Origin of the sequence: Streptomyces sp. Wb2n-11 (genome assembly GCF_001049855.1) — a bacterium.
Lineage (GTDB): Bacteria > Actinomycetota > Actinomycetes > Streptomycetales > Streptomycetaceae > Streptomyces > Streptomyces altiplanensis.
The window spans coordinates 4,777,098-4,800,117 of the sequence record NZ_CVPB01000001.1 but is presented as its reverse complement, the minus strand read 5'-3'; the positions used below and the strand labels follow the sequence as shown (position 1 = coordinate 4,800,117).

Sequence of the window (23,020 nt, the reverse complement as noted above, 5' to 3'; positions counted from 1 at the left end):
GGAGCCGGGCCGGGCAGTCGGGCAGTCGGCCGGTCCGCCGGCCGGGCAGCCGGTCGGGCAGCCGGGCAGCCGGTCGGTCGGTCCGCGAAGGCGGACTCCCCCGGGCGTCCCCGGCCCGCACCAGAGCAGTGTCCCCCCGGCCACGACGGGGCAGCCACCCCCGGTCACCGGCGCACGGCCGCGCGAGCAGCGGCCCCCTCTCCGCAGGACGCCCCGTCATGCGGCCCTCATGTGACGTGACGCACAATCAGGTTTCCCGGAGCAACCATCCCGGCACCCGCTGGATCTGAGTCACAAATTGGTCTGTATCCCGCGCCGTCGGCCGGGCAGGCCGAGTACCGGCCACGGGGAAGCATGTCGGCCGCAAGGGGACGGGGAACAGTGTGAAGGTCGCGTTTCTGATCTACAACGCCTACGGGATCGGCGGGACCATCCGCTCCACGGTCAATCTCAGCGGCGCGCTGGCCGCCGCCGGCCACGAGGTGGAGGTCGTCTCCGTCTACCGCCCCCAGGAGACGGCCAGTCTCCGGCTGGGCCCCGGCGTGCGCCTGCGGCCCCTGATCGACTGGCGCCGGGACACCCCCGCCTACGAGGGCGGGTCCGCCGCGGCCGCCGAGCCCACCGTCATGTTCGCCGACCGGGGCGTGCAGCACGGCCCGCTCGCGCCCAGCCGGCTGACCGACGAGCGTGTCGCCGCGTACCTCCGGGCGACGGACGCCGACGTCGTCATCGCCACCCGCCCGGTCCTCAACGGCTATCTGTCCCGTTACGGCGAGCCGCGCTACCTGCGCATCGGCCAGGAGCACCTGACCTTCGACATGCACGACGACCAGCTGCGCGAGGACCAGAACGACGCTCTCGCCGGGCTGGACGCCTTCGTGACCGTCTCGGAGGCGGACGCCGCCCGCTACCGCGCCGCCCTGACCCGGGTGTCCACCCGCATCCTGTGCATCCCCAACAGCGTCCCCGCACCCGGTGTCGCCCCCTCCACAGGGGACTCGCGCACCATCGTCGCGGCCGGGCGGCTGGTGGGGATCAAGCGCTACGACCGGCTGCTGGACGCCTTCGCCAAGGTCGCCCCGCAGTACCCCGACTGGTCCCTGCGCATCTACGGGCGCGGGGCGCAGAAGCAGTTCCTGCGCAGGCGGATCGACGAGCTGGGACTCTACGACCGGGTGCGGCTGATGGGGGCGGTCTCCCCCATCGAGCCGGAGTGGGCCAAGGGGGCGATCGCCGCCGTCTCCTCCGACGGCGAGTCCTTCGGCATGACCATCGTCGAGGCCATGCACTGCGGCGTGCCGGTCGTGGCCACCGACTGCCCCCACGGTCCCGGGGAGATCATCAGCGACGGCCGGGACGGTGTGCTCGTCCCGCTGGAGGAAGGCTCCGACGCCTTCGCCCACGCGCTCGCCTCGCTCATGCGGGATGCCGGGCGGCGCGGTGCCATGGCGGACGCCGCCCGCGAGAAGGCCGCCCGCTACGCCCCCGACCGGATCTGCGCCCGCTATCTCGATCTCTTCGACGAGCTGCGCGACGACGACCGCCGGGCGCGCCCGCGGGGGCAGCGGCTCCGTGCCGCCGTGACGGCCCTGCGCCTGGCACTCCGCCAGGCGCCCCGCGCCACCCCGCGGTCCGCCCCCTGGGTGCCCCGCGCGGCAGCCGCGGCCACCGCGGACGGAGGGATCCGCTTCCGGGTGGAGCTCGACGGAGCGCCCAAGGGGCGCCCGGAGCTGCTGCTCAGGCTGCGCAAGGACCCGGACAAGCGCACCGTGCGGCTCCCGTTGTCCCCCGCCGGGGAGGCCACCCTGGAGCGGGCCGCGCACACGCTCGCCGAGGGCCGCTGGGACGTCTACCTCACCCCGGTCCGGGGCAAGGACCGGCGCGTGGCCGCCCTCACCGTCGAACAGGCACGGCTGCTCTCCCTGCCGCTCCGGGTCCGCGAGGGCACCGCCTCGGCGTGGATCCCCTACACCACCGAGGAGGGCAACCTCAGCGTCCGGACCTGGCTGCGCGCGAGGCACGCCGAGGTGGAGAGCGTCCAGGTCATCGACCAGGCCGTGCACATCACCGGACGACTGCACGGCCTCGCGGCCGGCCCGGACGCCACGGTGGTGGCCACACCCCGCAACGGGACAGCGACGGACGGCGGCTTCGGCCGGCCGCTCACCCTCCTGCCCGGCGACCGGTTCGCCTGCGCGCTCCCCTACCCCGAAGCCCTGGCCCGCCACACCGGCGAGCACACCATGTGGGACCTCTTCCTCCACCCGGCGGACCACGAGCCCCCGGTGCGGCTGGCCCGCATCGCCGGAGACACCGTCCACCGCAAGAAGACCGACGTCCTGCCCGCCACCGAGACCCGCCGCCCCGGACCGGAGACGGTGCGGCTGCGCCCCTACTTCACCATCAACAACGACCTCGCCCTCAGTGCCCGCACCCTCCCCCCGGAGGCCGCCGGGCAGGCGGCGCCCTCCGCCGGCGGCGCGCACTGAGCCGAACGCACGGACGCGTACGCCCCGCTCCCGTACCCGCACTCAAGCCGCCGTCGCCGCCGCGGACTGCGAGGCGTGCAGCCGGGCGTACGCGCCGTCCGCCGCCAGGAGCTCGTCGCGCGTGCCCTGCTCGACGATCGCGCCGTCCTCCATCACCAGGATCACGTCCGCGTCGCGGATCGTGGAGAGCCGGTGGGCGACGACGAAGGAGGTGCGGCCCATGCGTAGGGAGTTCACCGCGCTGGATGAGGACCTCGGTGCGGGTGTCCACCGAGCTGGTCGCCTCGTCCGGGATCAGGACGGAGGGTTCGGTGAGGAACGCGCGGGCGATCGTGAGGAGTTGCTTCCCGCCCGCGTTGAGGTTCGCGCCCTCCTCGTCGATCACCGTGTCGTACCCGTCGGGCAGGGTGCGGACGAAGCGGTCGGCGTACGTCGCCATCGCCGCCTCGACGACCCGCTCGCGCGGCACGTCTCCGGCGACGCCGTACGCGATGTTGTCGGCGATCGTGCCGCCGAACAGCCAGGTGTCCTGGAGGACCATGCCGATGCCGGACCGCAGTTCTTCACGGGTCATGGCGGCGATGTCGGTGCCGTCGAGGGTGATGCGACGCGGGTGCCGAAGAAGACGGCGGTCGCGGCGGCGAGGATCTGGAGGAGGGTGACGGCGAGCATGACGCCTCCGGTGGACAGGACGTAACCGGTGTCACCGGTGAGGACGCCGTTGTTGATGATGTCGGCGTCGAGGGTGGGCAGGTAGAGGGTGGCGGGGATCTGGACGAGCTGGAGCACGACGACCAGGGCGGTGGTCCGCGCGTAAGGGCGCAGCTGGGCGCGCAGCAGCCGGATCAGCATGGCGTGCCAGTGCCCTCAGCCGGTGTACGGGCGGAGGGCCTTGGCGTCGCGCAGGGCGTGGGCCCACCAGGTGAGCTGGTTGAGCAGGGCCTTGGCGGCGGTGTTGGCGGCGGCCGGGTCCTTGTGCTGCCCGTCCTCGTCGAACTGGCCCCAGGGTCCGTGGAAGCTGACGGTCTCGCGGATGGTGGTGGCGTGCATCTCGGCGAAGACCTGGCGCAGCTGCTCGACGGCGCGCAGGCCGCCCGACATCCCGCCGTAGGAGACGAAGCCGACGGGCTTGGCGTGCCATTCGCTGCCGTGCCAGTCGATGAGGTTCTTGAGGGCGGCGGGGAAGGAGTGGTTGTACTCGGGGGTGAGGACGACGAAGGCGTCGGCGGCGGCGAGGCGCGGGGAGACCTGGGCGAGGACGGCCTTGGTCGCGTCGGACGGGTTGGGGGAGAGGGCGGTCGGCAGGTCGATGCCGGCCAGGTCGATCACATCGATGTCGAGGTCGTCGTGCTCGGCGGCCCGGGAGACGAACCAGTCGGCGATGACGGGGGCGAAGCGGCCCTCGCGGTTGCTCGCCACGATGACGGCGACGCGCAGCGGCTGCCCGGAGGCGGGGGCCGCGGCGTCGACGAGGGGGCTGACCTGGGCGGATTCATGCGTCGTGATGTCCATGCGCAAAGACTCGTACGTCAAGTGGGGTTGAGGTCAAGCTCCTCTTGCCACCATGTTCCGGCTCGCCCGGAACGCGAGCACCGCACAGCCGTGGCACGCTCCGCCGCGTCACCTCCGCTCCAGCGGCCTGCCTGCCTGCCTGCCGGGCACGGACACGGACACGGGCACGGATCCTGCCGCCCGCCGGCCGATCGAGGACTGGGCACCCCCCTACGGTGAGCACATGACCACACCCACCACCCCCTCCGCGTCTCCCACGTCCGCCGCGCCTCACATCGAGGTCGACGGCCGCAGGGCCACCACGGCGGACGACCTCCTCGTCCCCACCCTGTACGGCGGTTACGCGCACTTCACCGCGATGCAGGTCAGGGACGGCCGGGTGCGCGGGTTCCACCTGCACCTCGCGCGGCTCGACGCCGCCACCCGGGAGGTGTTCGGCGCCGGACTCGACGGGGAACTGGTGCGCGAGCGGGTGCGGCACGCGCTCGACGGGGCCGGGGTCCGGGACGGCGCGGTGCGGGTGTACGTGTTCCGGGCCCCCGAGACGGAGGCCGCCACCCTGATGGTCACCGTCCGGCCGCCCGTCACCATGCCTCCGGCACCGCAGGCCCTGATGTCCGTCCCGTACGAACGTCCCTTCCCGCACATCAAGCACCTGGGCGGCTTCGCCCAGACCCACTACGGCCGGATCGCGCGGCGCGCGGGCTTCGACGACGCGCTGCTGACCGGCCCGGGCGGGGTGGTCGCGGAGGGCGCGATCGCCAACATCGCCTTCTACGACGGCACTTCGGTCGTCTGGCCCGACGCGCCGTCGCTGCACGGCATCACCATGGCCCTGCTCGAAACCCGTCTTCCGGAGTCCGGCGGCCTGCCGTCGGTACGGGGACCGGTGACGCTGGACGGCCTCGCCGGCTACCGGGCCGCGTTCGTCACGAACTCCCAGGGCGTCGCACCGGTGCGGCGTATCGACGACGTGGAGCTCGCGGTCGACGAGGAGCTGATGAAGAGGGTCGTGTCGGTGTACGAGGCGACGCCCTGGGACCGCGTCTGAGGGCCGGTCCGGTCGGCCGGCGGGCACCGGCGGGCACGGACCGGCGTACCGCCTCCCCGTCACCCGTTCGGGGCGCGGCGCGGGACGGACCGCCCGGCCTCCCGCCGTCCCGGCTCTGACCTGGGCGAACACTCCGCATGCACGACGCGGCACGCGGGCGGGACAGCCGATCTGACCCGGCGTCAGCAGGCGCCGGGCGCGTACCGCCGGTTATCTCGGAGGCAGTGCCGTACCCACGCGTCCGGGAGGATCACCATGCGCCCTGCACTTCTGCTGGCCGGCACCGCACTGGCGGCCGCCGTGTCCGGCCTCGGCGCAGGTCCGGCGCACGCCGGGAACGACGCCCCGGAGCACACGCTGGAGGTGTATCCGGCGAGCGCGGGCCCCGGCACCACCATCACGGTGAACACCACCGCCTGCGGTTCCGACAGCGGTGGCACGGGCGATGCCAACGCCCTGGGGGCGGGCGACTTCCCTCTCCGGCCCGCCACGCACAAAGAGGTCGTCACCGGGGAGTTCGAGATCCCGGCGGACACCCTGCCCGGAAGCTACGACATCGCGGTGGCCTGCGACAACGGCAGCACCGCCCAGGGGGTCCTGACCGTGACCGCGGGATCCACTCCCGCCCCCGGGCACCCCAAGCACCCCGCACACCCCCCGACCCACCGGCCCGCCCACCCCAAGGGCCACGTCAAGACCGGTGTCGGCGGGTCCGCCGGCTCGGACACCACCCAGATCGCGGCGGGTGCGGCCGTGCTGGCCGCGACCGCCGTCGGCGGTACCTGGCTCCTGCGTCGCCGGGCGAGCGGCACGCGGGACAGCTGACGGGCCGGCCCCTGCTGCCGCCCGTACCGCCGGAGTTCCGCGTGTCTCCGCCCCGACCCCGAGCCGGGCGGGGGCACGCGGGACGTGCGCCCCGGCGGGCCGACGACTTCGGACTGGAGGGCGATCACCGATGACGGACCGGCGCACGAAGGGCGGGCTCGTCGCCATCGCCGTCTGCACCGGGCTGTGGCTGATCCAGAACGGCGTCGAAGGGCAGGCCCCGCCCCGGCCGTCGTCCGCCGAGGCGTTCGCCGCCGGGTCCCCCCGGCATGTCGCGAGCGGCGCGGCCCCGTCGGCAGAACCGCTGCGGCCCTCCGAGCCCGTACGGATCCGGATACCCGCCGTCCGGGTGGACGCCCCCGTCATGCGCCTGGGTCTGGGCCCCGACGGCAGTCTCGACGTACCACCGGCCGCGAACCGCAATGTCGCCGGCTGGTACGAGGACGGCACCCCGCCGGGTGCCGAGGGCGCTTCGGTCGTCGTCGGGCACGTCGACAACGCGCGGGGGCCGGCCGTCTTCTACCACCTCGGCGCGCTGAAAAAAGGCCACACCGTCGAGGTGGACCGCAGGGACGGGAGTACCGCCGTCTTCACGATCGACGCCATCGAGGTGTACGACAACGAGGACTTCCCCGAGCAGCGGGTGTACGGGGCCTCCGGGCGCGCCGAACTGCGGGTGATCACCTGCGGCGGCGCCTTCTCGGAGGAGACCGGCTACGAGGGGAACGTGGTGGCGTACGCGCACCTCACGGCGGTGCGCTGAGCCCGCCCCGGCACCGCCGATGTCCCCGATGCCCCCAGTGTCCCCGATGTTCCCAGCGCCCTAGGTCCACTGGTCGAACGCCAGCTTCGCGACCAGCGAGAAGACCACCACCAGCAGCACCCCGCGCACGAACTCGCTGCCCTTCCTGAGCGCCATCCGCGCGCCCGCCATGGCACCCGCCAGGTTGAAGAGCGCCATGAGCGCGGCGAGCTGCCACAGCACCGTCCCCTGGTACGCGAACATCGCGAGCGCGCCGGCGTTGGTGCAGACGTTGACGATCTTGGCGTTGGCGGAGGCGGTGACCAGGTCGAGGTGGAGCACGGCGGTCAGGGCCAGCACCAGGAACGTACCGGTGCCGGGTCCGAAGAGGCCGTCGTAGAAGCCGATGCCGCCGCCGACGAGGACGATCGCGGTGACCGTACGGGCCCGGGTGGCCGGTGCCTTCGCCCCGTCGGCGGCGGCGCGGCCGAAGGAGGGGCGCAGGAGCACGAAGGCCGCGACGGCGAGCAGCACCACCATGATGACCGGGCGCAGTACGTCGCTGCTGATCCCGGCGGCGAAGAACGCGCCCAGCATGGAACCGGCGAGGGCCGTGAGCCCGATCCGTACCGCCGTCCCCACCTCCACCGGTGTCTTGCGGAGGTACGTCACGGCCGCGCCCGATGTGCCGACGATGGCCACCGCCTTGTTGGTGCCGAGGATGTGCGCGGCGGGTACGTGCGGCAGGCCGAGGAGCAGGGCCGGCAGGAGCAGTAGTCCTCCCCCGCCCACCACCGCGTCGATCCAGCCGGCCGCGGCCGCGGCGAGACACAGGACGACAAGCGTGGTCAGCGATATGTCGGGCATGATCGCGACCTTAAGGGAGGGGGCGGGTGCGGCGCCCGTCGACCCCCGCAGAGTTGAGTGGCATCCGAGGTTCCGGCGGAGGGCGCCCGGCCGGGGGCGGCCGGAGCCGCCGGTGTCTGCTGTGCGGTGTCCACGCGTCCGGGCAGCCGGGCGCGCAGGCACGGTTCCATGGCGTCCGTACGGAAGTCCAGGCTCCGGTCCACCCCGTCCCCGGTCGCCCTCCAGTCCCAGTCCCAGTCCCTCACAGCGGGGGGCGAGGTGTGCTGAGCGCAGTGTTCCCCCCGGGAAACAGACGGGATGCGGCCGGGTAACACCGCCCCCGCAGGCTGCGGTCATGAGCAAGGACATCGTGGTGATCGGCGGCGGGACGGCAGGTGCCCGGCTGGCCCGGCAGCTGACCCGCCGGCCACTCCCGGCGGCCGGGCCGGCAGGACCGGCGGGGGGAGCCGTGCCGACCGCGTCGGCGGTCACCGTCATCGGCGAGGAGGACCACGCCCCGTACAACAGGGTGCTGCTCGCCGAGGTTCTCGCCGGGCGCTACGGCCCCGACGTCATCGCGCTGCCCGGGACTCCGGTGCGGCGCGGGGTGCGGGTGGTCCGCATCGACCGCGCCGAGCGCGTGGTGCAGTGCGACGACGGCAGCGTCGTCCCGTACGGCACGCTGGTCCTCGCGACCGGCTCGAACCCGGTCCTGCCGCCGTTGCGCGGCCTCGGCGCCGAGCTCCCCGACGGTGTCCATCCCTTCCGTACGCTGGACGACTGCCTGGCACTCGCCGCCGCCGTACGCACCGGCACCCGCGCCGTCGTCATCGGCGGCGGCCTCCTCGGCGTCTCGGCGGCCCGCGCGCTCGCGGAACGCGGCGCCCAGGTCGTACTGGCCCAGCAGGGCGAACACCTCATGCAGCGCCACCTCGACCCGGCCGCGAGCGAGCTGCTGCGCGGCCACCTGGAAGCACTGGGCGTCGAGGTCCACACGGAGTGCCGGGTACGCGGCCTGCGCTGCGAGGCCGGGACCGTGCGGGCCGTCGAACTCGCCGACGGCTACGCCCTCGATGCGGACCTCGTCGTCCTGGCCTGCGGTGTACGCCCCCGGGTCGGCCTCGCGCAGGCCGCGGGCCTGGAGGTGCGGCACGGCATCGTCGTGGACGACGAGCTGCGCACTTCGGACCCGCGCATCCGCGCCATCGGCGACTGCGCCGAGCACGACGGCCGCGTCTACGGTCTCGCGGGCCCCGCCCTCGAACAGGCCGACATCCTGGCCGCGCTGCTGCTGTCCTCCCACCCGGCCGCACCGCCCGCCACCCCGTCGGCCGACCACGCCGTCGCCACAGCGGCAGCCACAGCCGGGCCCGCGATCTCCGTCCACGGCCCCGTCGGCGGTCCCCCGCCCCGCTACACCGGCACCCGGGCCCTCACCCGTCTCACCCTCAGCGGCAACAGCAACGGCACCACCGGCCCCGACGCCGCCACTGCCACCGCCGCTGCCGCCTTCGCCGCCACCGGGCCGCTCGACCTCGCCGCCTTCGGGGAGACCAATCCCCTCCCCGGCGACGACGTCGTCCGTCTCACCGACGCGACCCGTGGCGCGTACCGCAAAGTCGTCGTTCGCGGGGACCGGCTGATCGGCGGAATCCTCCTGGGCGATCTCGGCGCCGTCGGCGAGCTCGCCCGTACCTGGGAGGGCGACGAACCGCTCCCCTCCACCCCGTTGTTCCATCTGCTTGGAGGCGCCTGAGATGTCCACACCCCCCACGATCGTGGTCGTCGGCCACGGCATGGTCGGCCAGCGCTTCCTGGAAGCCCTCGCGGAGCGGGGCGTGACCGGCAGGTCCCGCGTCGTCGTCCTGTGCGAAGAGCCGCGCCCCGCGTACGACCGCGTCCAGCTCACCTCGTACTTCTCGGGCCGCACCCCGGACGAACTCGCGCTCGGCGAGCCGGACTTCGTGGGCCGGCACGGCATCGAGCTGCACCTCGACGACCCGGCGACGGCCATCGACCGCGAGACGCGCACCGTCACCTCGCGCGCCGGTCGGACCTTCGTGTACGACACGCTCGTCCTCGCCACTGGTTCGTACCCCTTCGTACCGCCCGTTCCCGGGAAGGACGCGGAAGGCTGCTTCGTCTACCGCACCATCGAGGACCTCCTGGCGATCGAGGCGTACGCGAAAACGGCGCACACGGGAGCGGTCGTCGGCGGCGGGCTGCTGGGCCTGGAGGCGGCGGGCGCGCTGAGCGGTCTCGGACTCGCCACGCACGTGGTGGAGTTCGCCCCCCGGCTGATGCCCGTCCAGGTCGACGAGGGCGGCGGCGCGGCCCTTCTCCGTACGATCGAGAACATGGGGCTGACGGTCCACACGGGCGTCGGCACCCAGGCCGTCACCACCGACGCCACCGGAGCCGTCAACGGCATGTCCCTCTCGGACGGTTCGACGCTGGAGACCGACCTCGTCGTCTTCTCGGCGGGCGTGCGGCCGCGCGACCAGCTCGCGAGGGACTGCGGCCTGTCGGTCGGCGAGCGGGGCGGCATCGCGGTCGACGAGCAGTGCCGTACGTCCGACCCCGCCGTCTTCGCGATCGGTGAGTGCGCGCTGGCGTCGGACGGCCGGGTGTACGGCCTAGTGGCACCCGGTTACGAGATGGCGGAGACCGCCGCCGAAACGATCGCGGCGACGGCCGGGGAGGCGGGCAGGGCGTTCACCGGCGCGGACATGTCCACCAAGCTCAAGCTCCTCGGCGTGGACGTGGCGTCCTTCGGCGACGCGCACGGCCACGCGGAGGGCTGCCTGGACGTCACGTACTCCGACTCGCGCTCCGGCGTCTACAAGAAGCTGGTGATCAGCCCGGACGGCGCGCTCCTCGGCGGCGTCCTGGTCGGCGACGCCGACGCGTACGCGATGCTGCGGCCGCTCACCGGTTCCGTACCGCCCGTCGCACCGGAGCAGCTGATCGCGCCGGCCGGCAGCGGCCAGGTCACCCTCGGCCCGTCCGCCCTCCCCGACGACGCGGTCGTCTGCAACTGCCACAACGTCACCAAGGGCGCGGTGACCGCCTGCTCGTCGCTCCCCGAGGTGAAGAAGTGCACCAAGGCGGGCACGGGATGCGGCAGCTGCGTGAAGCTCATCGGCCAGCTGCTCCCCCAGACCGGCGACAAGGGCCTGTGCGGCTGCTTCCCGCACACGCGCTCCGAGCTGTACGAGATCGTCCGCACCCTGCGGATCACCTCGTACGCCGAGCTTCTCGACTCGCACGGCCGCGAGGCGGCCCGCGGCGGCGACGGCTGCGAGATCTGCAAGCCGACGGTCGGCTCCATCCTGGCCAGCCTCAGCGGCGGTTACATCCTGGACGGAGAACAGGCCGCCCTCCAGGACACCAACGACCACTTCCTCGCCAACATGCAGCGCAACGGCTCGTACTCGATCGTGCCGCGCATCCCGGGTGGCGAGGTCACCCCCGAGAAGCTGATCGTGATCGGCGAGGTGGCCCGCGACTTCGGTCTCTACACGAAGATCACGGGTGGCCAGCGCATCGACCTCTTCGGCGCCCGCGTGGACCAGCTCCCCCTGATCTGGACGCGTCTGGTCGACGCCGGCTTCGAGTCGGGTCACGCCTACGGCAAGGCCCTCAGGACGGTGAAGTCCTGTGTGGGACAGACGTGGTGCCGGTACGGCGTCCAGGACAGCGTCCGGATGGCCATCGGCCTGGAGCTGCGCTACCGGGGCCTGCGCGCCCCGCACAAGCTGAAGTCGGCGGTCTCGGGGTGCGCGCGCGAGTGCGCCGAGGCGCAGTCCAAGGACTTCGGTGTGATCGCCACCGCGAACGGCTGGAACCTCTACGTAGGCGGCAACGGCGGCGCGACCCCGCGTCACGCCGATCTCCTCGCCCAGGACCTGTCGGACGCGGAACTCGTCCGCCTCATCGACCGGTTCCTGATGTTCTACATCCGCACCGCGGACCGCCTGGAGCGCACCTCCACCTGGCTGGAGCGCCTGGAGGGCGGCCTGGACCACCTCAGGGACGTGGTCGTCCACGACTCCCTCGGCATCTGCGAACAGCTGGAAGCCCTGATGGCCGATCACGTCTCCGGCTACCGCGACGAATGGGCCGAGACGATCAACGACCCCGAGCGGCTGTCCCGCTTCGTGTCCTTCGTCAACGCGCCCGACGCGCCGGACCCGTCCGTACGGTTCGTTCCCGAGCGCGACCAGATGAAGCCGGACCTGACCATTCTCACCCTCGAAGGGACCCGTGCCGGATGACCCTGCAACTGCGCATCGAAGACTCCTGGTTCACCGCCTGCGAACTGTCCGCCCTCACGCCCGGGCGCGGCGTGGCGGCCCTGCTGCCCGACGGCCGTCAGGCAGCGCTGTTCACGGACCGCGCGGGACGCCCGTACGCCATCGACAACCGCGACCCCTTCTCCGGTGCCCAGGTCCTGTCCCGCGGCCTGACGGGGTCCGCGAACGGCCGTCCCTTCGTCGCGTCGCCCCTGCTCAAGCAGCGCTTCGACCTGGAGACGGGGCACTGCCTGGACGACGAGTCGGTCATGGTGCAGACGTTCGACGTCCGCGTCCAAGCCAGTTGACCGATCGTTCCAATAAAGCTACGGTCCATGACGTGGCCAGGACCAAGGAATTCGATCCCGACACCGCGCTGCAGGCAGCTCTGGAGCTGTTCTGGCGGCGCGGCTACGAAGCGACGTCCATGGCGGACCTCGTCGAACACCTCGGCATCGGGCGCGCCAGCCTCTACGCCACCTTCGGCAACAAGCACGAGCTCTACCTGAAGGCCCTCGACCGGTACGCCGCCTCCCACAACCCGCGCCTGCTCGGCGAGCTCTCCCCGCCGGGCCCCGCACTGCCGGCCGTGCGGGCGCTGCTGCGCCGGTTCGCCAGCGAGTCCGCCTCCGACGAGAAGCGGTTGACCGGCTGCTTCATCACCAACACGGCCGCCGAGCTGGCCCCGCACGACGACTCGGCGGCCCGCCGGGTGGAGGTGAACTGGGAACACCTGGAGACCCTGCTGCACTCCGCGCTCGTACGGGCACGGGCCCAGGGCGAGCTGCCCGAGGACCGCGATCCGCGGGCGCTCGCCCGCATGCTGCTCGTGTTGACGCAGGGGCTGCGGGTGGTCGGCAAGGCGTCCAGCGACCCGGCCAGGGTGCGGGACGCGGCCGAGCAGGCGCTGACGCTTCTCGACTGAGCCGCACGATCCGTTTTCGAGACGCCCCTGAGGGCGTCTCTTTTTACACCCTCATAACAGAACGCTCGTTCCAATAAAAGGACGGACAGACCATGACTGCTCGCTTCTCCGGCAAGACCGCCCTCGTCACCGGGGCAGGCTCGGGCATCGGCCGCTCCCTCGCGCTCGCCTTCGCCCGCGAAGGCGCGAACGTCGTCGCGGCGGGGCGCGGTGCCGCGTCCCTCGACAAGACCGTCGCACTGGTGCGGCAGGCAGGCGGCAGCGCGGTCGCGGTGACCGCCGACGTCAGCCGCTCCGAAGACGTCAGGGCGCTCGTCCGCGAGAGCGTCGAGCGTTTCGGCAGCCTCGACGTCGCGGTCAACAACGCCGGCGTCTTCCGGGGCGGCGGGCCCGTCGCCGAGCTGTCCGAGGACGACTGGCGCACGCTCCTCGACGTCAACGTCACGGGCGTGCTCCTGTCCATGCAGGCCGAGATCGACGTGATGCGCACCCAGGAAGGCGGCGGCGCGATCGTCAACATCTCCTCCAACCTCGGCGCCCACCGGCGCATCCCCGGCGTCGCCGGTTACCTCGCCTCCAAGGCCGCCGTCTCCGCGCTGACCCGCGCGGCCGCCCTCGACCACGTCCAGGACGGAGTCCGGATCAACGCGGTCAGCCCGGGCGCCACCGCCACCGCCATGTCGCTGCGGCCCGGCGAGAGCGAGGCGGAACGAGCCGTCCGCATGAAGGACGAGTCGCCGCTCGGCCGGGTCTCGTCGACCGACGAGGTCGCCGCCGCCGTGCTGTACCTGGCCTCCGCCGACGCCGCTTCCGTCGTCGGAAGCGACCTCGTCATCGACGGAGGCGCCTCTGCCTGACGGCCTCCCGGCCGCATGCGGCAGCGGGGCGCGGCCACGAAGCCGCGGCCCCGGGCGCCGAACGGCGCGGCGAACGATCCGCCGCTCAACCCTGGTCCCCGACTGCCGACGGGTCCATCCAGACGACCTCCCAGGTGTGCCCGTCGGGGTCCTGGAAGGAACGGCCGTACATGAAGCCGTTGTCCTGGGGCTCGTTCGCAGGGGAACCGCCGGACGCGAGGGCCGCGTCGGCCAGCTCGTCGACCTTCTCCCGGCTGTCGGCGCTGAGCGCGAGCAGGACCTCCGTGGTCCGGCTCGTGTCCGCGATCTCCTTCTTCGTGAACTCCTTGAAGCGCGGCTCGGCGAGCAGCATGACGAAGATCGTGTCGCTGATCACCAGGCAGGCGGTCTGGTCGTCACTGAACTGCGGGTTGAAGGAGAACCCGAGCTTGCCGAAGAAGGACTTCGTGGTGTCGAGGTTCTTCACCGGCAGGTTCACAAAGATCATCTGAGGCATGAGCCGTGCTCTCTCTTCTCTCGTCGGCGGCGCGGCGCCGCCATGGTGCCGTCGTTGCCATGTGCAGGGGTAGACCCGGGCCCCGCGCGAAACTCATCGCTCGAACGGAAAATCGCAGAGAAAAGAATCGAGGGCACCGGGGGACTACGCGCGGAGCTCCTCCGCCGCGTCCGCGACCCGGCCGATCAGCCGCAGCAGCGCCTCCTGCTCCCCCTCGTCGAGGGGGGCGAGGAACACCCGGTTCATCCGAGTCGTCCGGGTGACCAGCCTGCGGTGCACCGCCGCGCCCTCGTCCGTCAGCCTGAGTACGCTGCGCCGGCCGTCCTGCGGGTCGCGCTCCCGCTCCAGCAGGCCGCGCCGGCCGAGACGCGCCACCAGGTCCGCGATGGTCGAGCGGTCGAGGTGGACATGCCCGCTCAGGGTGCGCTGGTCGATGTCCGGCTTCTCCGCCAGCGCGTTGAGCACGGCGAACTGCGGCGACGTGGTCTCCTCCGAGACCATCGTGGTCCACAGCAGGGTGTGCGCCTGCTGCAGCCGCCGGGCGAGGTGCCCGGGGTGGGTGCTCAGATCGACCGCAGCCATGCGGGCCTCCTGCCATCGCGGGTGATGCTCTGTGTACTGAGTCATTGACGTGGGCGCAACTCGGTGGAATTGTACGGCCTCGACGAGAAATTAGTCAGTACACTGAACAACTCGCGGAGTGACGATGGCCGACATACGCAGCCTGCACGACGCCGTGGCGGACCTCATCCACGACGGGGACACCCTCGCCATGGAGGGCTTCACCCACCTGATCCCGTACGCCGCGGCGCACGAGGTCGTCCGCCAGGGCATCACCGACCTGACCCTCGCCCGGATGACTCCGGACGTCATCTACGACCAGCTGATCGGCGCCGGTCTGGTGAAGAAGCTGATCTTCTCCTGGGGCGGCAACCCGGGCGTCGGCTCCCTGCACCGCTTCCGCGACGCCGTCGAGAACGGCTGGCCCCGCCCCCTGGAGCTCGACGAGCACAGCCACGCCGGCATGGCCAACCGTTACGTCGCGGGTGCCTCACGCCTGCCGTTCGCCGTACTGCGCGGTTACCGCGGCTCCGACCTCGCCACCCGTACGGACACGGTCTCCTCCGTCACCTGCCCGTTCACCGGCGAGGAGCTGGCCGCCGTCGCCGCGCTCAACCCCGACGTCACGGTCATCCACGCCCAGCAGGCCGACCGCGACGGCAACGTCCAGCTGTGGGGCCTGACCGGTGTGCAGAAGGAGGCGGCGCTGGCCGCCGACCGGGTGCTGGTGACGGTCGAGGAGATCGTCGACGAGCTGACGCCCCGGCCCGGCGGCGTGGTCCTGCCGACCTGGGTCGTCGACGCGGTCGCGGTGGTGCCGGGCGGCGCCCACCCGTCGTACGCCACCGGGTACACCGTGCGCGACAACGCCTTCTACCAGGCGTGGGACCCGATCGCCCGGGACCGCGACACGTTCGCGCAGTGGCTGGACACGCACGTGCGAACCGACACCGTACGAACCGAAGGGGCTGCCGTCCGATGACGACGACCGACGACTTCACCGGCTTCACCCGCGACGAGCTGATGGAGGTCAACGCCGCCCGCGCGCTGGCCGGGGCGCGGACCTGCTTCGTCGGCATCGGACTGCCGTCCACCGCCGCCAACCTCGCCCGCCACACCGTCAACCCCGGTCTCGTGCTGATCTACGAATCCGGAACGATCGGCTCCAAGCCGACCCGGCTGCCGCTCTCCATCGGCGACGGCGAACTGGCCGAGACCGCCGACGCGGTGGTGCCCGTGCCCGAGATGTTCAACTACTGGCTCCAGGGCGGCCGGATCGACGTCGGTTTCCTCGGCGCGGCCCAGGTCGACCGTTTCGCCAACATCAACACGACGGTCGTGGACCGGGGCCCCGACAAGCCGGAGGGCCGCCTCCCGGGCGCGGGCGGCGCACCCGAGATCGCGTCGAACTGCGGCAAGGTGCTGATGGTGCTGCGCCACTCCACCCGCAACTTCGTGCGCAGGCTCGACTTCGTCACCACGCTCGGCCACGGCTCCGGCCCCGGCGACCGCAAGGAGCTGGGCATGCCGGGCGCGGGCCCGGTCGCCGTCATCACCGACCTCGGGGTCCTGCGCCCCGACCCGGCCACCGCCGAGCTCGTCCTCACCGAACTGCATCCCGGCGTCACCGTCGAACAGGTACGGGCCGCCACCGGCTGGGAGCTGAGGACCGCCGGCACGGTCGGGGTCACCGAGCCCCCGTCACCCGCCGAACTGGCCGCGCTGCGCGCCCTCAAGTCCGCAGGAAAGGACGACACCCGATGACACCGCCGCCCCCTCTCACGCAGTCCGACATCGACGGCGAGCTCGCCGGGATCCGAGCCGGTTACGAGAAGGCCCGCGCGGCCGGGGCCCCGGCCGCGCACCACCCGCCGCGCGACTTCCCCCCGTACCGCAGCAGCCTCCTGCGCCACCCGAAGCAGCCGCTGGTGGCCGTCGACAAGGACCCCGAGACCGTCGAGCTCTCCGGCCCCGTCTTCGGCCACACCGACGTCACCGAACTCGACCACGACCTGACCCGGCAGCACGCGGGCGAGCCGCTCGGCGAGCGCATCACCGTCTCCGGGCGGCTGCTCGACAGCACGGGCCGGCCGGTGCGCGGCCAGCTCGTCGAGCTGTGGCAGGCCAACGCCTCCGGCCGGTACGCCCACCAGCGCGACCAGCACCCGGCGCCCCTGGACCCCAACTTCACGGGCGTGGGACGGGTCCTGACGGGCGACGACGGCTCGTACAGCTTCACCACCATCAAGCCGGGCGCCTACCCGTGGCGCAACCACGAGAACGCGTGGCGCCCCGCCCACATCCACTTCTCGCTCTTCGGCTCGGCCTTCACGCAGCGCCTGGTCACCCAGATGTACTTCCCGGGCGACCCGCTCTTCGCGTACGACCCGATCCTCCAGTCGGTGACGGACGAGGCGGCGCGCGCCCGGCTCGTCGCCGCGTACGACCACTCCCTCTCCCGCCCCGAACAGTCGCTGGGCTACCGCTGGGACATCGTCCTCGACGGCCCGTCCGCCACCTGGATCGAGGAAGGCCGCTGATGCCGTCCCTGCCGCCCACCCCTTCGCACACCGTCGGCCCCTTCTACGGATACGCCCTGCCGTTCCCGGGGGGCGGCGACATCGCCCCCGCGGGACATCCCGACGCGCTGACGCTGCACGGGTACGTCTACGACGGCGCCGGGGAACCGGTCCCGGACGCGATCGTCGAGTTCTGGCAGGCGGGACCGGACGGTTCGTCGGCCGGTGCTCCGGGATCGATGCGCCGGGACCCGGTGACCGGCGGTTTCCTCGGCCGCAACGGCGTGGACTTCACGGGCTTCGGCCGGGTCCCGACGGACGCGGACGGCCACTACACCGTCCACACCCTCCCCCCGGGCGCCCCTTCCCGCGTCCCGTACATCAGCGTGTGCGTGTTCGCGCGCGGCCTGACCCACCACCTCTTCACCCGCGCGTACCTGGCGGACGGACCGGACGCGCTGCTCACCTCGCTGGCTCCCGAGCGCCGCGCGACACTGATCGCCCTGCCCGAACCGGACCGCCACCGCACCCACCGCTTCGACATCCGCCTCCAGGGCGAGGAAGAGACGGTCTTCCTTGACTTCGGCTGAGACCTCTCCCGACCACGGCCTCCTCTCCCCCGTACGAGCGGGAACGGCGGCGGAAGCGGCGACCGGTGACGTGGCCCTCCTCCAGGCGATGCTGGACGCGGAGGCGGCCCTGGCCCGGGCGCAGGGCCCCGTCTGGGCGGGCGAGGCGGTCACGGCGGCGGCGCGGGCCGACCGTTTCGACGTACGCGACCTGGCACTGCAGGCCAGGTCCGGCGGCAACCCGGTGATCCCGCTGGTGGCCGACCTGACGGCGGCGGCGGGCCCGGAAGCGGCTCCATACGTGCACCGGGGGGCCACGAGCCAGGACATCGTCGACACGGCGATGATGCTGGTCGCCACCCGCACGCTCCCCCTCATCACGGCCGACCTGGTCCGCACGGCGGCGGCCCTCGCCACCCTCGCGGCGGAACACCGGGACACCCCCATGCCGGGCCGCACCCTGACCCAGCACGCGGTCCCCACCACCTTCGGCCTGAAAGCGGCGGGCTGGCGAAGCCTCGCCCTCGACGCACACGCCCGCCTGCGAGCCCTCTCCCTCCCCGCACAACTCGGCGGAGCGGCGGGCACGCTGGCTGCCTTCGGCCAAACGGCCGCCGGTGACGCCTTCACGGTGCCGGGAGGGGACGCGCCGGGGCGCTCCCCGCAGGGCACCGGACGCGACCACCCCGAAGAAACCCCCGTGCCCGAACGTTCGGCGCCCGAGGAGACGCCCCGGCACGGCGCCGACCCCGAAGCCCCCGCACCCACCACCGACCTCCTCCCCGGCCCCGAAGCCCCCCTGCCCGAGCCCGTCCCCGACCCCGGAGCCGACCCCGCCCTGACCCTCCTCACCGCCTACGCCGCCGAACTGAACCTCGCGGCGCCCACCCTCCCCTGGCACACCCTCCGCACCCCCGTCGCCGACCTCGCCACCGCCCTCGCCTTCACCTGCGCCGCCCTCGGCAAACTGGCCACGGACGTCCTCACCCTCTCCCGCACCGAAATCGCCGAGCTCTCCGAAGGCACCGGCGGCGGCTCCTCGGCCATGCCCCACAAGGCCAACCCGGTCCACTCCACCCTGATCGCCTCCGCCGCCCAGCAGGCCCCGGCCCTGGTCTCCACGATCCTCGCCTCCTTCGCGTCCGCCGGGGACGAGCGCCCCGCGGGCGCCTGGCACGCCGAATGGCAGCCCCTGCGCGAGCTCCTGCGCCTGGCCGGCGGCGCGGCCGCCCACGCGGCCGAACTGACGGAGAACCTCCGCGTCCACCCCCGCCGCATGCGCGAGAACCTCGGCCTCACCCACGGCCTGATCGTCAGCGAACGCATCGCCGCGGCCCTGGCCCCCGTCCTCGGCCGGGCCCGCGCCAGGCAACTCCTCACCGAGGCCGCACGGCGCACAGCCGCGGAAGGCATCTCCCTGGCCGAGGCCCTCTCGGGCGCTCTCCCCGCGGACCAGCCGGCCGAACTCACCGACCCCACGCACTACACCGGTTCCGCGGCGGCCCTGGTGGACCGCGCCCTGGAACGAAAGCCGGAGCACCCCCGTGCCTGACACCCACGCCCTTCCCCACCTGCGCCTGGACGGCCCGGAGTCCGGCACTCCGCTGATCCTCGGCCCCTCCCTGGGCACCTCCCTCGCCGTCTGGGAGCCCCAGCTCGCCGCCCTGGCCCGCACCCACCGCGTCCTGCGCTGGGATCTCCCGGGCCACGGCTCCACCCCCGCCGGCCTGATCCCGCTGGACGGCACCGCGACCGTCGCCGACCTCGCGGCGCTCGTGCTGCGGGCGGCCGACGCACAGGGCTGGACGTCGTTCGCGTACGCCGGTGTCTCCATCGGCGGCGCCGTCGGGCTCCACCTGGCGACGCACCGCCCCGAGCGGATCTCCTCCCTCGCCGTGGTCTGTTCGTCGGCGCGGTTCGGCGACCCCGCCGCGTGGCACGAACGCGCCGGCCTCGTACGCACCCGGGGCACCGGGGCCATGGTGGCGAGCCGCCCGGGCACCTGGTTCGCGCCCGCCTTCGCCTCGGCGCCGATCGCCCGCGCCCTCATCGACGACCTGCGGGCCGCCGACCCGGCCGGTTACGCCGCCTGCTGCGACGCCCTCGCGGCGTACGACCTGCGCGACGCGCTCCCCACGGTCACCGCACCGACCCTGGTCGTCGCCGGCCGCGACGACCCGGCCACGCCGCCCGCGCACGCCCGCGAGATCGCCGACGCGATCCCGGGGGCGAGTCTGCTGGAAGTCGCCGGCGCGGCCCATCTGGCGGGCGTGGAGAAGCCGGAGGCGGTGACCGCCGCCCTGCTCGCCCACTTCGCCCCGGACCCGCCGCCCGCGGCCACCGACGCGTCCCGCCACGCGGCGGGCACGCGGGTCCGCAGGGCGGTCCTGGGGCCGGCCCACGTGGACCGCGCGACCGACCGTACGACGCCGTTCACGGCCCGCTTCCAGGACTTCATCACGCGGTACGCCTGGGGCGAGATCTGGACCAGCGATATCCTGGACCGGCGCACCCGCAGCTGCGTCACGCTCACCGCACTCGTCGCCCGCGGCCACGAGGCGGAGCTGGCGATGCATGTACGGGCCGCGCTGACCAACGGCCTGACCAGGGAAGAAATCGGCGAGGTCCTGCTCCAGACGGCGGTGTACTGCGGAGTCCCGGCGGCGAACTCGGCGTTCGCGGTGGCGCAGGGCGTCTTCGACGGCCTCGACCGCACCTCCGGCCCCGGCCCCGACTCGGGCCCCGACTCGGGCTCCGACTCCGACGACTGATCACCTCCCGCTCACCGGTTGTTGATGCACTGTCAATTCGAGAGCCTTACGTTCCGAGGTCACAGTCCCGGTACCACCCCACCCTGGAGTGACACATGGAACGTCGTAGCTTCCTGCGCGGCGCTGTCATCGGCACCTCCGTCGCCGCCTTCGGCGGCACCCTCTGGCGCGGCGCCGCGTACGCCGACCCCGCGCAGCCCGGCACCGGCCCCTACGGGGCGCTGCGCTCCCCCGACGCCAACGGCCTGCGCCTGCCGTCCGGCTTCACCAGCCGCGTCATCGCCCGCTCCGGCCAGAAGGTCGGTTCCACCGCGTACACCTGGCACAACGCGCCGGACGGCGGCGCCTGCTACGCGGACGGCACCGGCTGGATCTACGTCTCCAACTCCGAGATCAACCCCTCCGGCGGCGCGGGCGCGGTCCGCTTCTCCTCGACGGGCGCGATCACCGGCGCGTACCGCATCCTGTCCTCCACCCGCCAGAACTGCGCGGGCGGCACGACCCCGTGGAACACCTGGCTGTCCTGCGAGGAGGTCGACCGCGGGTACGTCTACGAGACCGACCCGTGGGGCGTGAAGGCCGCCGTGCGCCGTGACGCGATGGGCCGCTTCAAGCACGAGGCCGCCGCGGCCGACCCCGTACGCAGGACGATCTACCTCACCGAGGACGTCACCGACGGCTGCTTCTACCGCTTCACGCCCACCACCTGGGGCGACCTGTCGGCAGGCAGGCTCGAAGTCCTGAAGATGGGCTCGGGCACGTCCGGACCGGTCACCTGGGCCACCGTCCCGGACCCGAGCGGCGCCACGACCGCCACCCGCAACCAGGTCTCGGGCGCCAAGCGCTTCACGGGCGGCGAGGGCTGCTACTACGCCGACGACACCTGCTGGTTCACCACCAAGGGCGACAACCGCGTCTGGCAGTACAACGCGGCGGCGCAGACCATCCAGCTCGCCTACGACGACTCGCTGGTGAGCGGCACCGCCCCGCTGACGGGCGTCGACAACGTCACCGGCACGTCCTCCGGCGACCTGTTCGTCGCGGAGGACGGCGGCACCATGGAGATCTGCGTGATCACCCCGGACGACGTCGTCGCGCCCTTCCTGCGGATCGACGGGCAGTCGGGTTCGGAGATCACGGGCCCGGCGTTCTCACCGGACGGCAAGCGCCTGTACTTCTCCAGCCAGCGCGGCACCAGCGGCAGCTCCTCGGGCGGCATCACGTACGAGGTGACGGGCCCCTTCCGCAGCTGACGGCCCCGGACGGGCCGGCCGCCCCCGTGCGGCCGGCCCCCGTGTCACCGCAGTGCTTCCGCCGTGGCGCCGCCCCGCAGGAGGGCGGCGCCCAGTGGCGTCAGGGTGTGCAGGACCGCGTTCCCGTGGCGCAGGGTGACGACGAGGCCCGCCTCGCGCAGGACGCACGCGTGCTGGCTCGCCGAGGCGAGCGACACCCCGGCCCTGCGGGCCAGCTCGCTCGTCGTACAGCCGCCGCCGATGGCCGCGAGGACCGCCGAGCGGGTCTGGCCGACCAGGCGGCCCAGGGGCGGGCCCGGGTCGTCCGAAGGGGCCGGGGCCTCGGCGTGGGTCACCGGGTAGACCAGGACGGGCGGCAGGTTCGGGTCGCGGTAGACGACCGGGGTGCCGCGGCAGAAGAACGAGGGCTGGAGCAGCAGACCCCGGCCCCGCAGATGCAGGTCCCGGTCGACCGGATAGTCGGCCTCCAGGACCGGCGGACGCCAGCGCAGCATCGGTGGGAGCGAGGCGAGGAGCTCGTCCGCGCCGCCGTCGAGCAGCGCGCGGCCCCGGGCCGCCCGGTCGGCTTCCACACGGGCCCGGATGTGCGGCCAGTACGGCTCGACGGCGGCGCGGTGGTAGCCGCGCAGGGCTCCGGCGAGCCGGCCGAGGGCGTCGCCCCGGCGCCCGGCGAGCGGGGCGACGCCGTGCCGTGCCGATGCCGCACGGCCTGGCGGAGCCGTACGGTCCGGTCGGTGCGAGGCGGTCAGCAGGGCCAGTTCGGCGCGCAGCCGGTCGGAGGCGGTGGCCCGTAGCGCTTCGAGTCCCGCGTCCATGCCGCGCACCCCCTCACGGGGTGTCAGGAAATCCGGGAAATAACCCCTGTTCGGTATCACGGAGGCCAGCATCCGTGTTTCACCATTCAACCGAGTCCGCGATTCCCTGCGCCATTCTCCGAACACCTTGGCACCGCGCCGGTCTCTTAATCTGTGAAAACTGAGGACTGTTTCCCATAACGCGTCCGGCCGGTCGGACAGCCGAACCCTCGACAAGTCAACACCGGAGAAATGAACACGCAGCACCGAAGCCCCATCTGTTGCATCCGCAATCGCCCCCGCAGTCGAGTATGCATGCCATCACACGCCGTCACCACGGCCTTTCAGCCACAGTTGAAACGCATCGCGCGCCCCCCGCGCCGAACGAAATGCTGTTCCCCGTCGGGCACGACACCGGAGTCACCGGAAAGGCACAGCGAAGGCCGTGGGGGGCTTCGCCGGGTCTGGCGGCGGTCGGCGAAGGAAGCAGTTCGTTGTCCGGCGGGGTATCAGGA

Annotated in this window: 22 protein-coding genes and 1 pseudogene; 16 read left to right on the top strand and 7 right to left on the bottom strand. The window is 72.9% G+C overall.

The window, feature by feature from the left end; translation table 11 throughout:
* Positions 1 to 383: 383 nt before the first annotated feature.
* On the top strand, positions 384 to 2,489 hold the full coding sequence (locus BN1555_RS21765) for a glycosyltransferase family 4 protein (RefSeq protein ID WP_093800952.1): 2,106 nt from the start codon (positions 384 to 386) through the stop codon (positions 2,487 to 2,489).
* A 42-nt stretch (positions 2,490 to 2,531) separates the two neighbouring features.
* Here the strand turns inward: BN1555_RS21765 and BN1555_RS21760 are convergent.
* From BN1555_RS21760 to BN1555_RS21750, 3 genes and pseudogenes are all read right to left on the bottom strand, one after another.
* Positions 2,532 to 3,096 (bottom strand): annotated as a pseudogene (locus BN1555_RS21760) (ATP-binding cassette domain-containing protein); the annotation flags it as partial.
* On the bottom strand, positions 3,060 to 3,341 hold the full coding sequence (locus BN1555_RS21755; RefSeq protein ID WP_176710094.1) for a 6TM ABC transporter family protein: 282 nt from the start codon (positions 3,339 to 3,341) through the stop codon (positions 3,060 to 3,062). The gene BN1555_RS21755 and the pseudogene BN1555_RS21760, both read right to left, overlap by 37 nt.
* Before the next feature lie 15 nt (positions 3,342 to 3,356).
* Entirely contained in the window at positions 3,357 to 4,001 is a 645-nt protein-coding gene (locus tag BN1555_RS21750) for an NADPH-dependent FMN reductase (RefSeq protein WP_093800951.1), read from the bottom strand.
* Positions 4,002 to 4,224: 223 nt separating this feature from the next.
* On the opposite strand from BN1555_RS21750, the gene BN1555_RS21745 reads away from it, so the two are divergent.
* The 3 genes from BN1555_RS21745 to BN1555_RS21735 all read left to right on the top strand — a co-directional run bounded on the left by BN1555_RS21745 (position 4,225) and on the right by BN1555_RS21735 (position 6,640).
* Positions 4,225 to 5,052 carry an aminotransferase class IV gene (locus BN1555_RS21745; RefSeq protein WP_093803547.1) on the top strand — a complete coding sequence of 276 codons (828 nt, stop codon included), beginning with the start codon at positions 4,225 to 4,227 and terminating at the stop codon, positions 5,050 to 5,052.
* A 255-nt stretch (positions 5,053 to 5,307) separates the two neighbouring features.
* Complete coding sequence (locus BN1555_RS21740; RefSeq protein WP_093800950.1) at positions 5,308 to 5,877, top strand: hypothetical protein; 570 nt, start codon at positions 5,308 to 5,310, stop codon at positions 5,875 to 5,877.
* Positions 5,878 to 6,007: 130 nt separating this feature from the next.
* Positions 6,008 to 6,640: a class F sortase gene (locus tag BN1555_RS21735; RefSeq protein ID WP_093800949.1), complete on the top strand. Its 633-nt coding sequence runs from the start codon at positions 6,008 to 6,010 to the stop codon at positions 6,638 to 6,640.
* A gap of 60 nt (positions 6,641 to 6,700) precedes the next feature.
* Here the strand turns inward: BN1555_RS21735 and BN1555_RS21730 are convergent, their stop codons facing one another.
* A complete protein-coding gene (locus BN1555_RS21730) occupies positions 6,701 to 7,486 on the bottom strand; it encodes a sulfite exporter TauE/SafE family protein (protein ID WP_093800948.1) in 786 nt (261 codons plus the stop codon).
* A gap of 334 nt (positions 7,487 to 7,820) precedes the next feature.
* Between BN1555_RS21730 and BN1555_RS21725 the strand changes: the two genes are divergently transcribed.
* From BN1555_RS21725 to BN1555_RS21705, 5 genes are all read left to right on the top strand, one after another.
* Entirely contained in the window at positions 7,821 to 9,221 is a 1,401-nt protein-coding gene (locus BN1555_RS21725; RefSeq protein WP_093800947.1) for an NAD(P)/FAD-dependent oxidoreductase, read from the top strand.
* A gap of 1 nt (position 9,222) precedes the next feature.
* Positions 9,223 to 11,742, top strand: a complete 2,520-nt coding sequence (gene nirB, locus BN1555_RS21720) for a nitrite reductase large subunit NirB (RefSeq protein ID WP_093800946.1) — start codon at positions 9,223 to 9,225, stop codon at positions 11,740 to 11,742.
* Positions 11,739 to 12,068: a nitrite reductase small subunit NirD gene (gene nirD / locus BN1555_RS21715; protein WP_093800945.1), complete on the top strand. Its 330-nt coding sequence runs from the start codon at positions 11,739 to 11,741 to the stop codon at positions 12,066 to 12,068. The genes nirB and nirD overlap by 4 nt, the downstream gene beginning before the upstream one ends.
* A 32-nt stretch (positions 12,069 to 12,100) precedes the next feature.
* Positions 12,101 to 12,685: a TetR/AcrR family transcriptional regulator gene (locus BN1555_RS21710; RefSeq protein ID WP_093800944.1), complete on the top strand. Its 585-nt coding sequence runs from the start codon at positions 12,101 to 12,103 to the stop codon at positions 12,683 to 12,685.
* A 92-nt stretch (positions 12,686 to 12,777) separates the two neighbouring features.
* Entirely contained in the window at positions 12,778 to 13,542 is a 765-nt protein-coding gene (locus BN1555_RS21705; RefSeq protein WP_093800943.1) for an SDR family NAD(P)-dependent oxidoreductase, read from the top strand.
* Between the two features lie 85 nt (positions 13,543 to 13,627).
* Here the strand turns inward: BN1555_RS21705 and BN1555_RS21700 are convergent, their stop codons facing one another.
* Positions 13,628 to 14,038 carry a VOC family protein gene (locus BN1555_RS21700; protein ID WP_093800942.1) on the bottom strand — a complete coding sequence of 137 codons (411 nt, stop codon included), beginning with the start codon at positions 14,036 to 14,038 and terminating at the stop codon, positions 13,628 to 13,630.
* 144 nt (positions 14,039 to 14,182) lie between these two features.
* Positions 14,183 to 14,620: a MarR family winged helix-turn-helix transcriptional regulator gene (locus tag BN1555_RS21695; RefSeq protein ID WP_093800941.1), complete on the bottom strand. Its 438-nt coding sequence runs from the start codon at positions 14,618 to 14,620 to the stop codon at positions 14,183 to 14,185.
* A gap of 124 nt (positions 14,621 to 14,744) precedes the next feature.
* Between BN1555_RS21695 and BN1555_RS21690 the strand changes: the two genes are divergently transcribed.
* The 7 genes from BN1555_RS21690 (at position 14,745) to BN1555_RS21660 (ending at position 21,711) form a co-directional block, all read left to right on the top strand.
* Positions 14,745 to 15,581: a CoA transferase subunit A gene (locus BN1555_RS21690; RefSeq protein ID WP_093800940.1), complete on the top strand. Its 837-nt coding sequence runs from the start codon at positions 14,745 to 14,747 to the stop codon at positions 15,579 to 15,581.
* A complete protein-coding gene (locus BN1555_RS21685; RefSeq protein ID WP_093800939.1) occupies positions 15,578 to 16,363 on the top strand; it encodes a CoA-transferase subunit beta in 786 nt (261 codons plus the stop codon). The genes BN1555_RS21690 and BN1555_RS21685 overlap by 4 nt, the downstream gene beginning before the upstream one ends.
* Positions 16,360 to 17,139, top strand: a complete 780-nt coding sequence (gene pcaH / locus BN1555_RS21680) for a protocatechuate 3,4-dioxygenase subunit beta (RefSeq protein WP_093800938.1) — start codon at positions 16,360 to 16,362, stop codon at positions 17,137 to 17,139. The genes BN1555_RS21685 and pcaH overlap by 4 nt, the downstream gene beginning before the upstream one ends.
* Entirely contained in the window at positions 17,139 to 17,708 is a 570-nt protein-coding gene (gene pcaG / locus BN1555_RS21675) for a protocatechuate 3,4-dioxygenase subunit alpha (protein WP_093800937.1), read from the top strand. Before pcaH ends, pcaG begins: the two co-directional genes overlap by 1 nt.
* Positions 17,695 to 19,239: a lyase family protein gene (locus tag BN1555_RS21670; RefSeq protein WP_093800936.1), complete on the top strand. Its 1,545-nt coding sequence runs from the start codon at positions 17,695 to 17,697 to the stop codon at positions 19,237 to 19,239. Before pcaG ends, BN1555_RS21670 begins: the two co-directional genes overlap by 14 nt.
* On the top strand, positions 19,232 to 20,458 hold the full coding sequence (gene pcaC / locus BN1555_RS21665) for a bifunctional 3-oxoadipate enol-lactonase/4-carboxymuconolactone decarboxylase PcaDC (RefSeq protein WP_093800935.1): 1,227 nt from the start codon (positions 19,232 to 19,234) through the stop codon (positions 20,456 to 20,458). Before BN1555_RS21670 ends, pcaC begins: the two co-directional genes overlap by 8 nt.
* Before the next feature lie 95 nt (positions 20,459 to 20,553).
* On the top strand, positions 20,554 to 21,711 hold the full coding sequence (locus BN1555_RS21660; RefSeq protein ID WP_093800934.1) for an alkaline phosphatase PhoX: 1,158 nt from the start codon (positions 20,554 to 20,556) through the stop codon (positions 21,709 to 21,711).
* Between the two features lie 44 nt (positions 21,712 to 21,755).
* Here BN1555_RS21660 and BN1555_RS21655 read toward each other — a convergent pair whose 3' ends face one another.
* Positions 21,756 to 22,772 carry an ArsR/SmtB family transcription factor gene (locus BN1555_RS21655; protein WP_093800933.1) on the bottom strand — a complete coding sequence of 339 codons (1,017 nt, stop codon included), beginning with the start codon at positions 22,770 to 22,772 and terminating at the stop codon, positions 21,756 to 21,758.
* Positions 22,773 to 23,020: the final 248 nt, after the last annotated feature.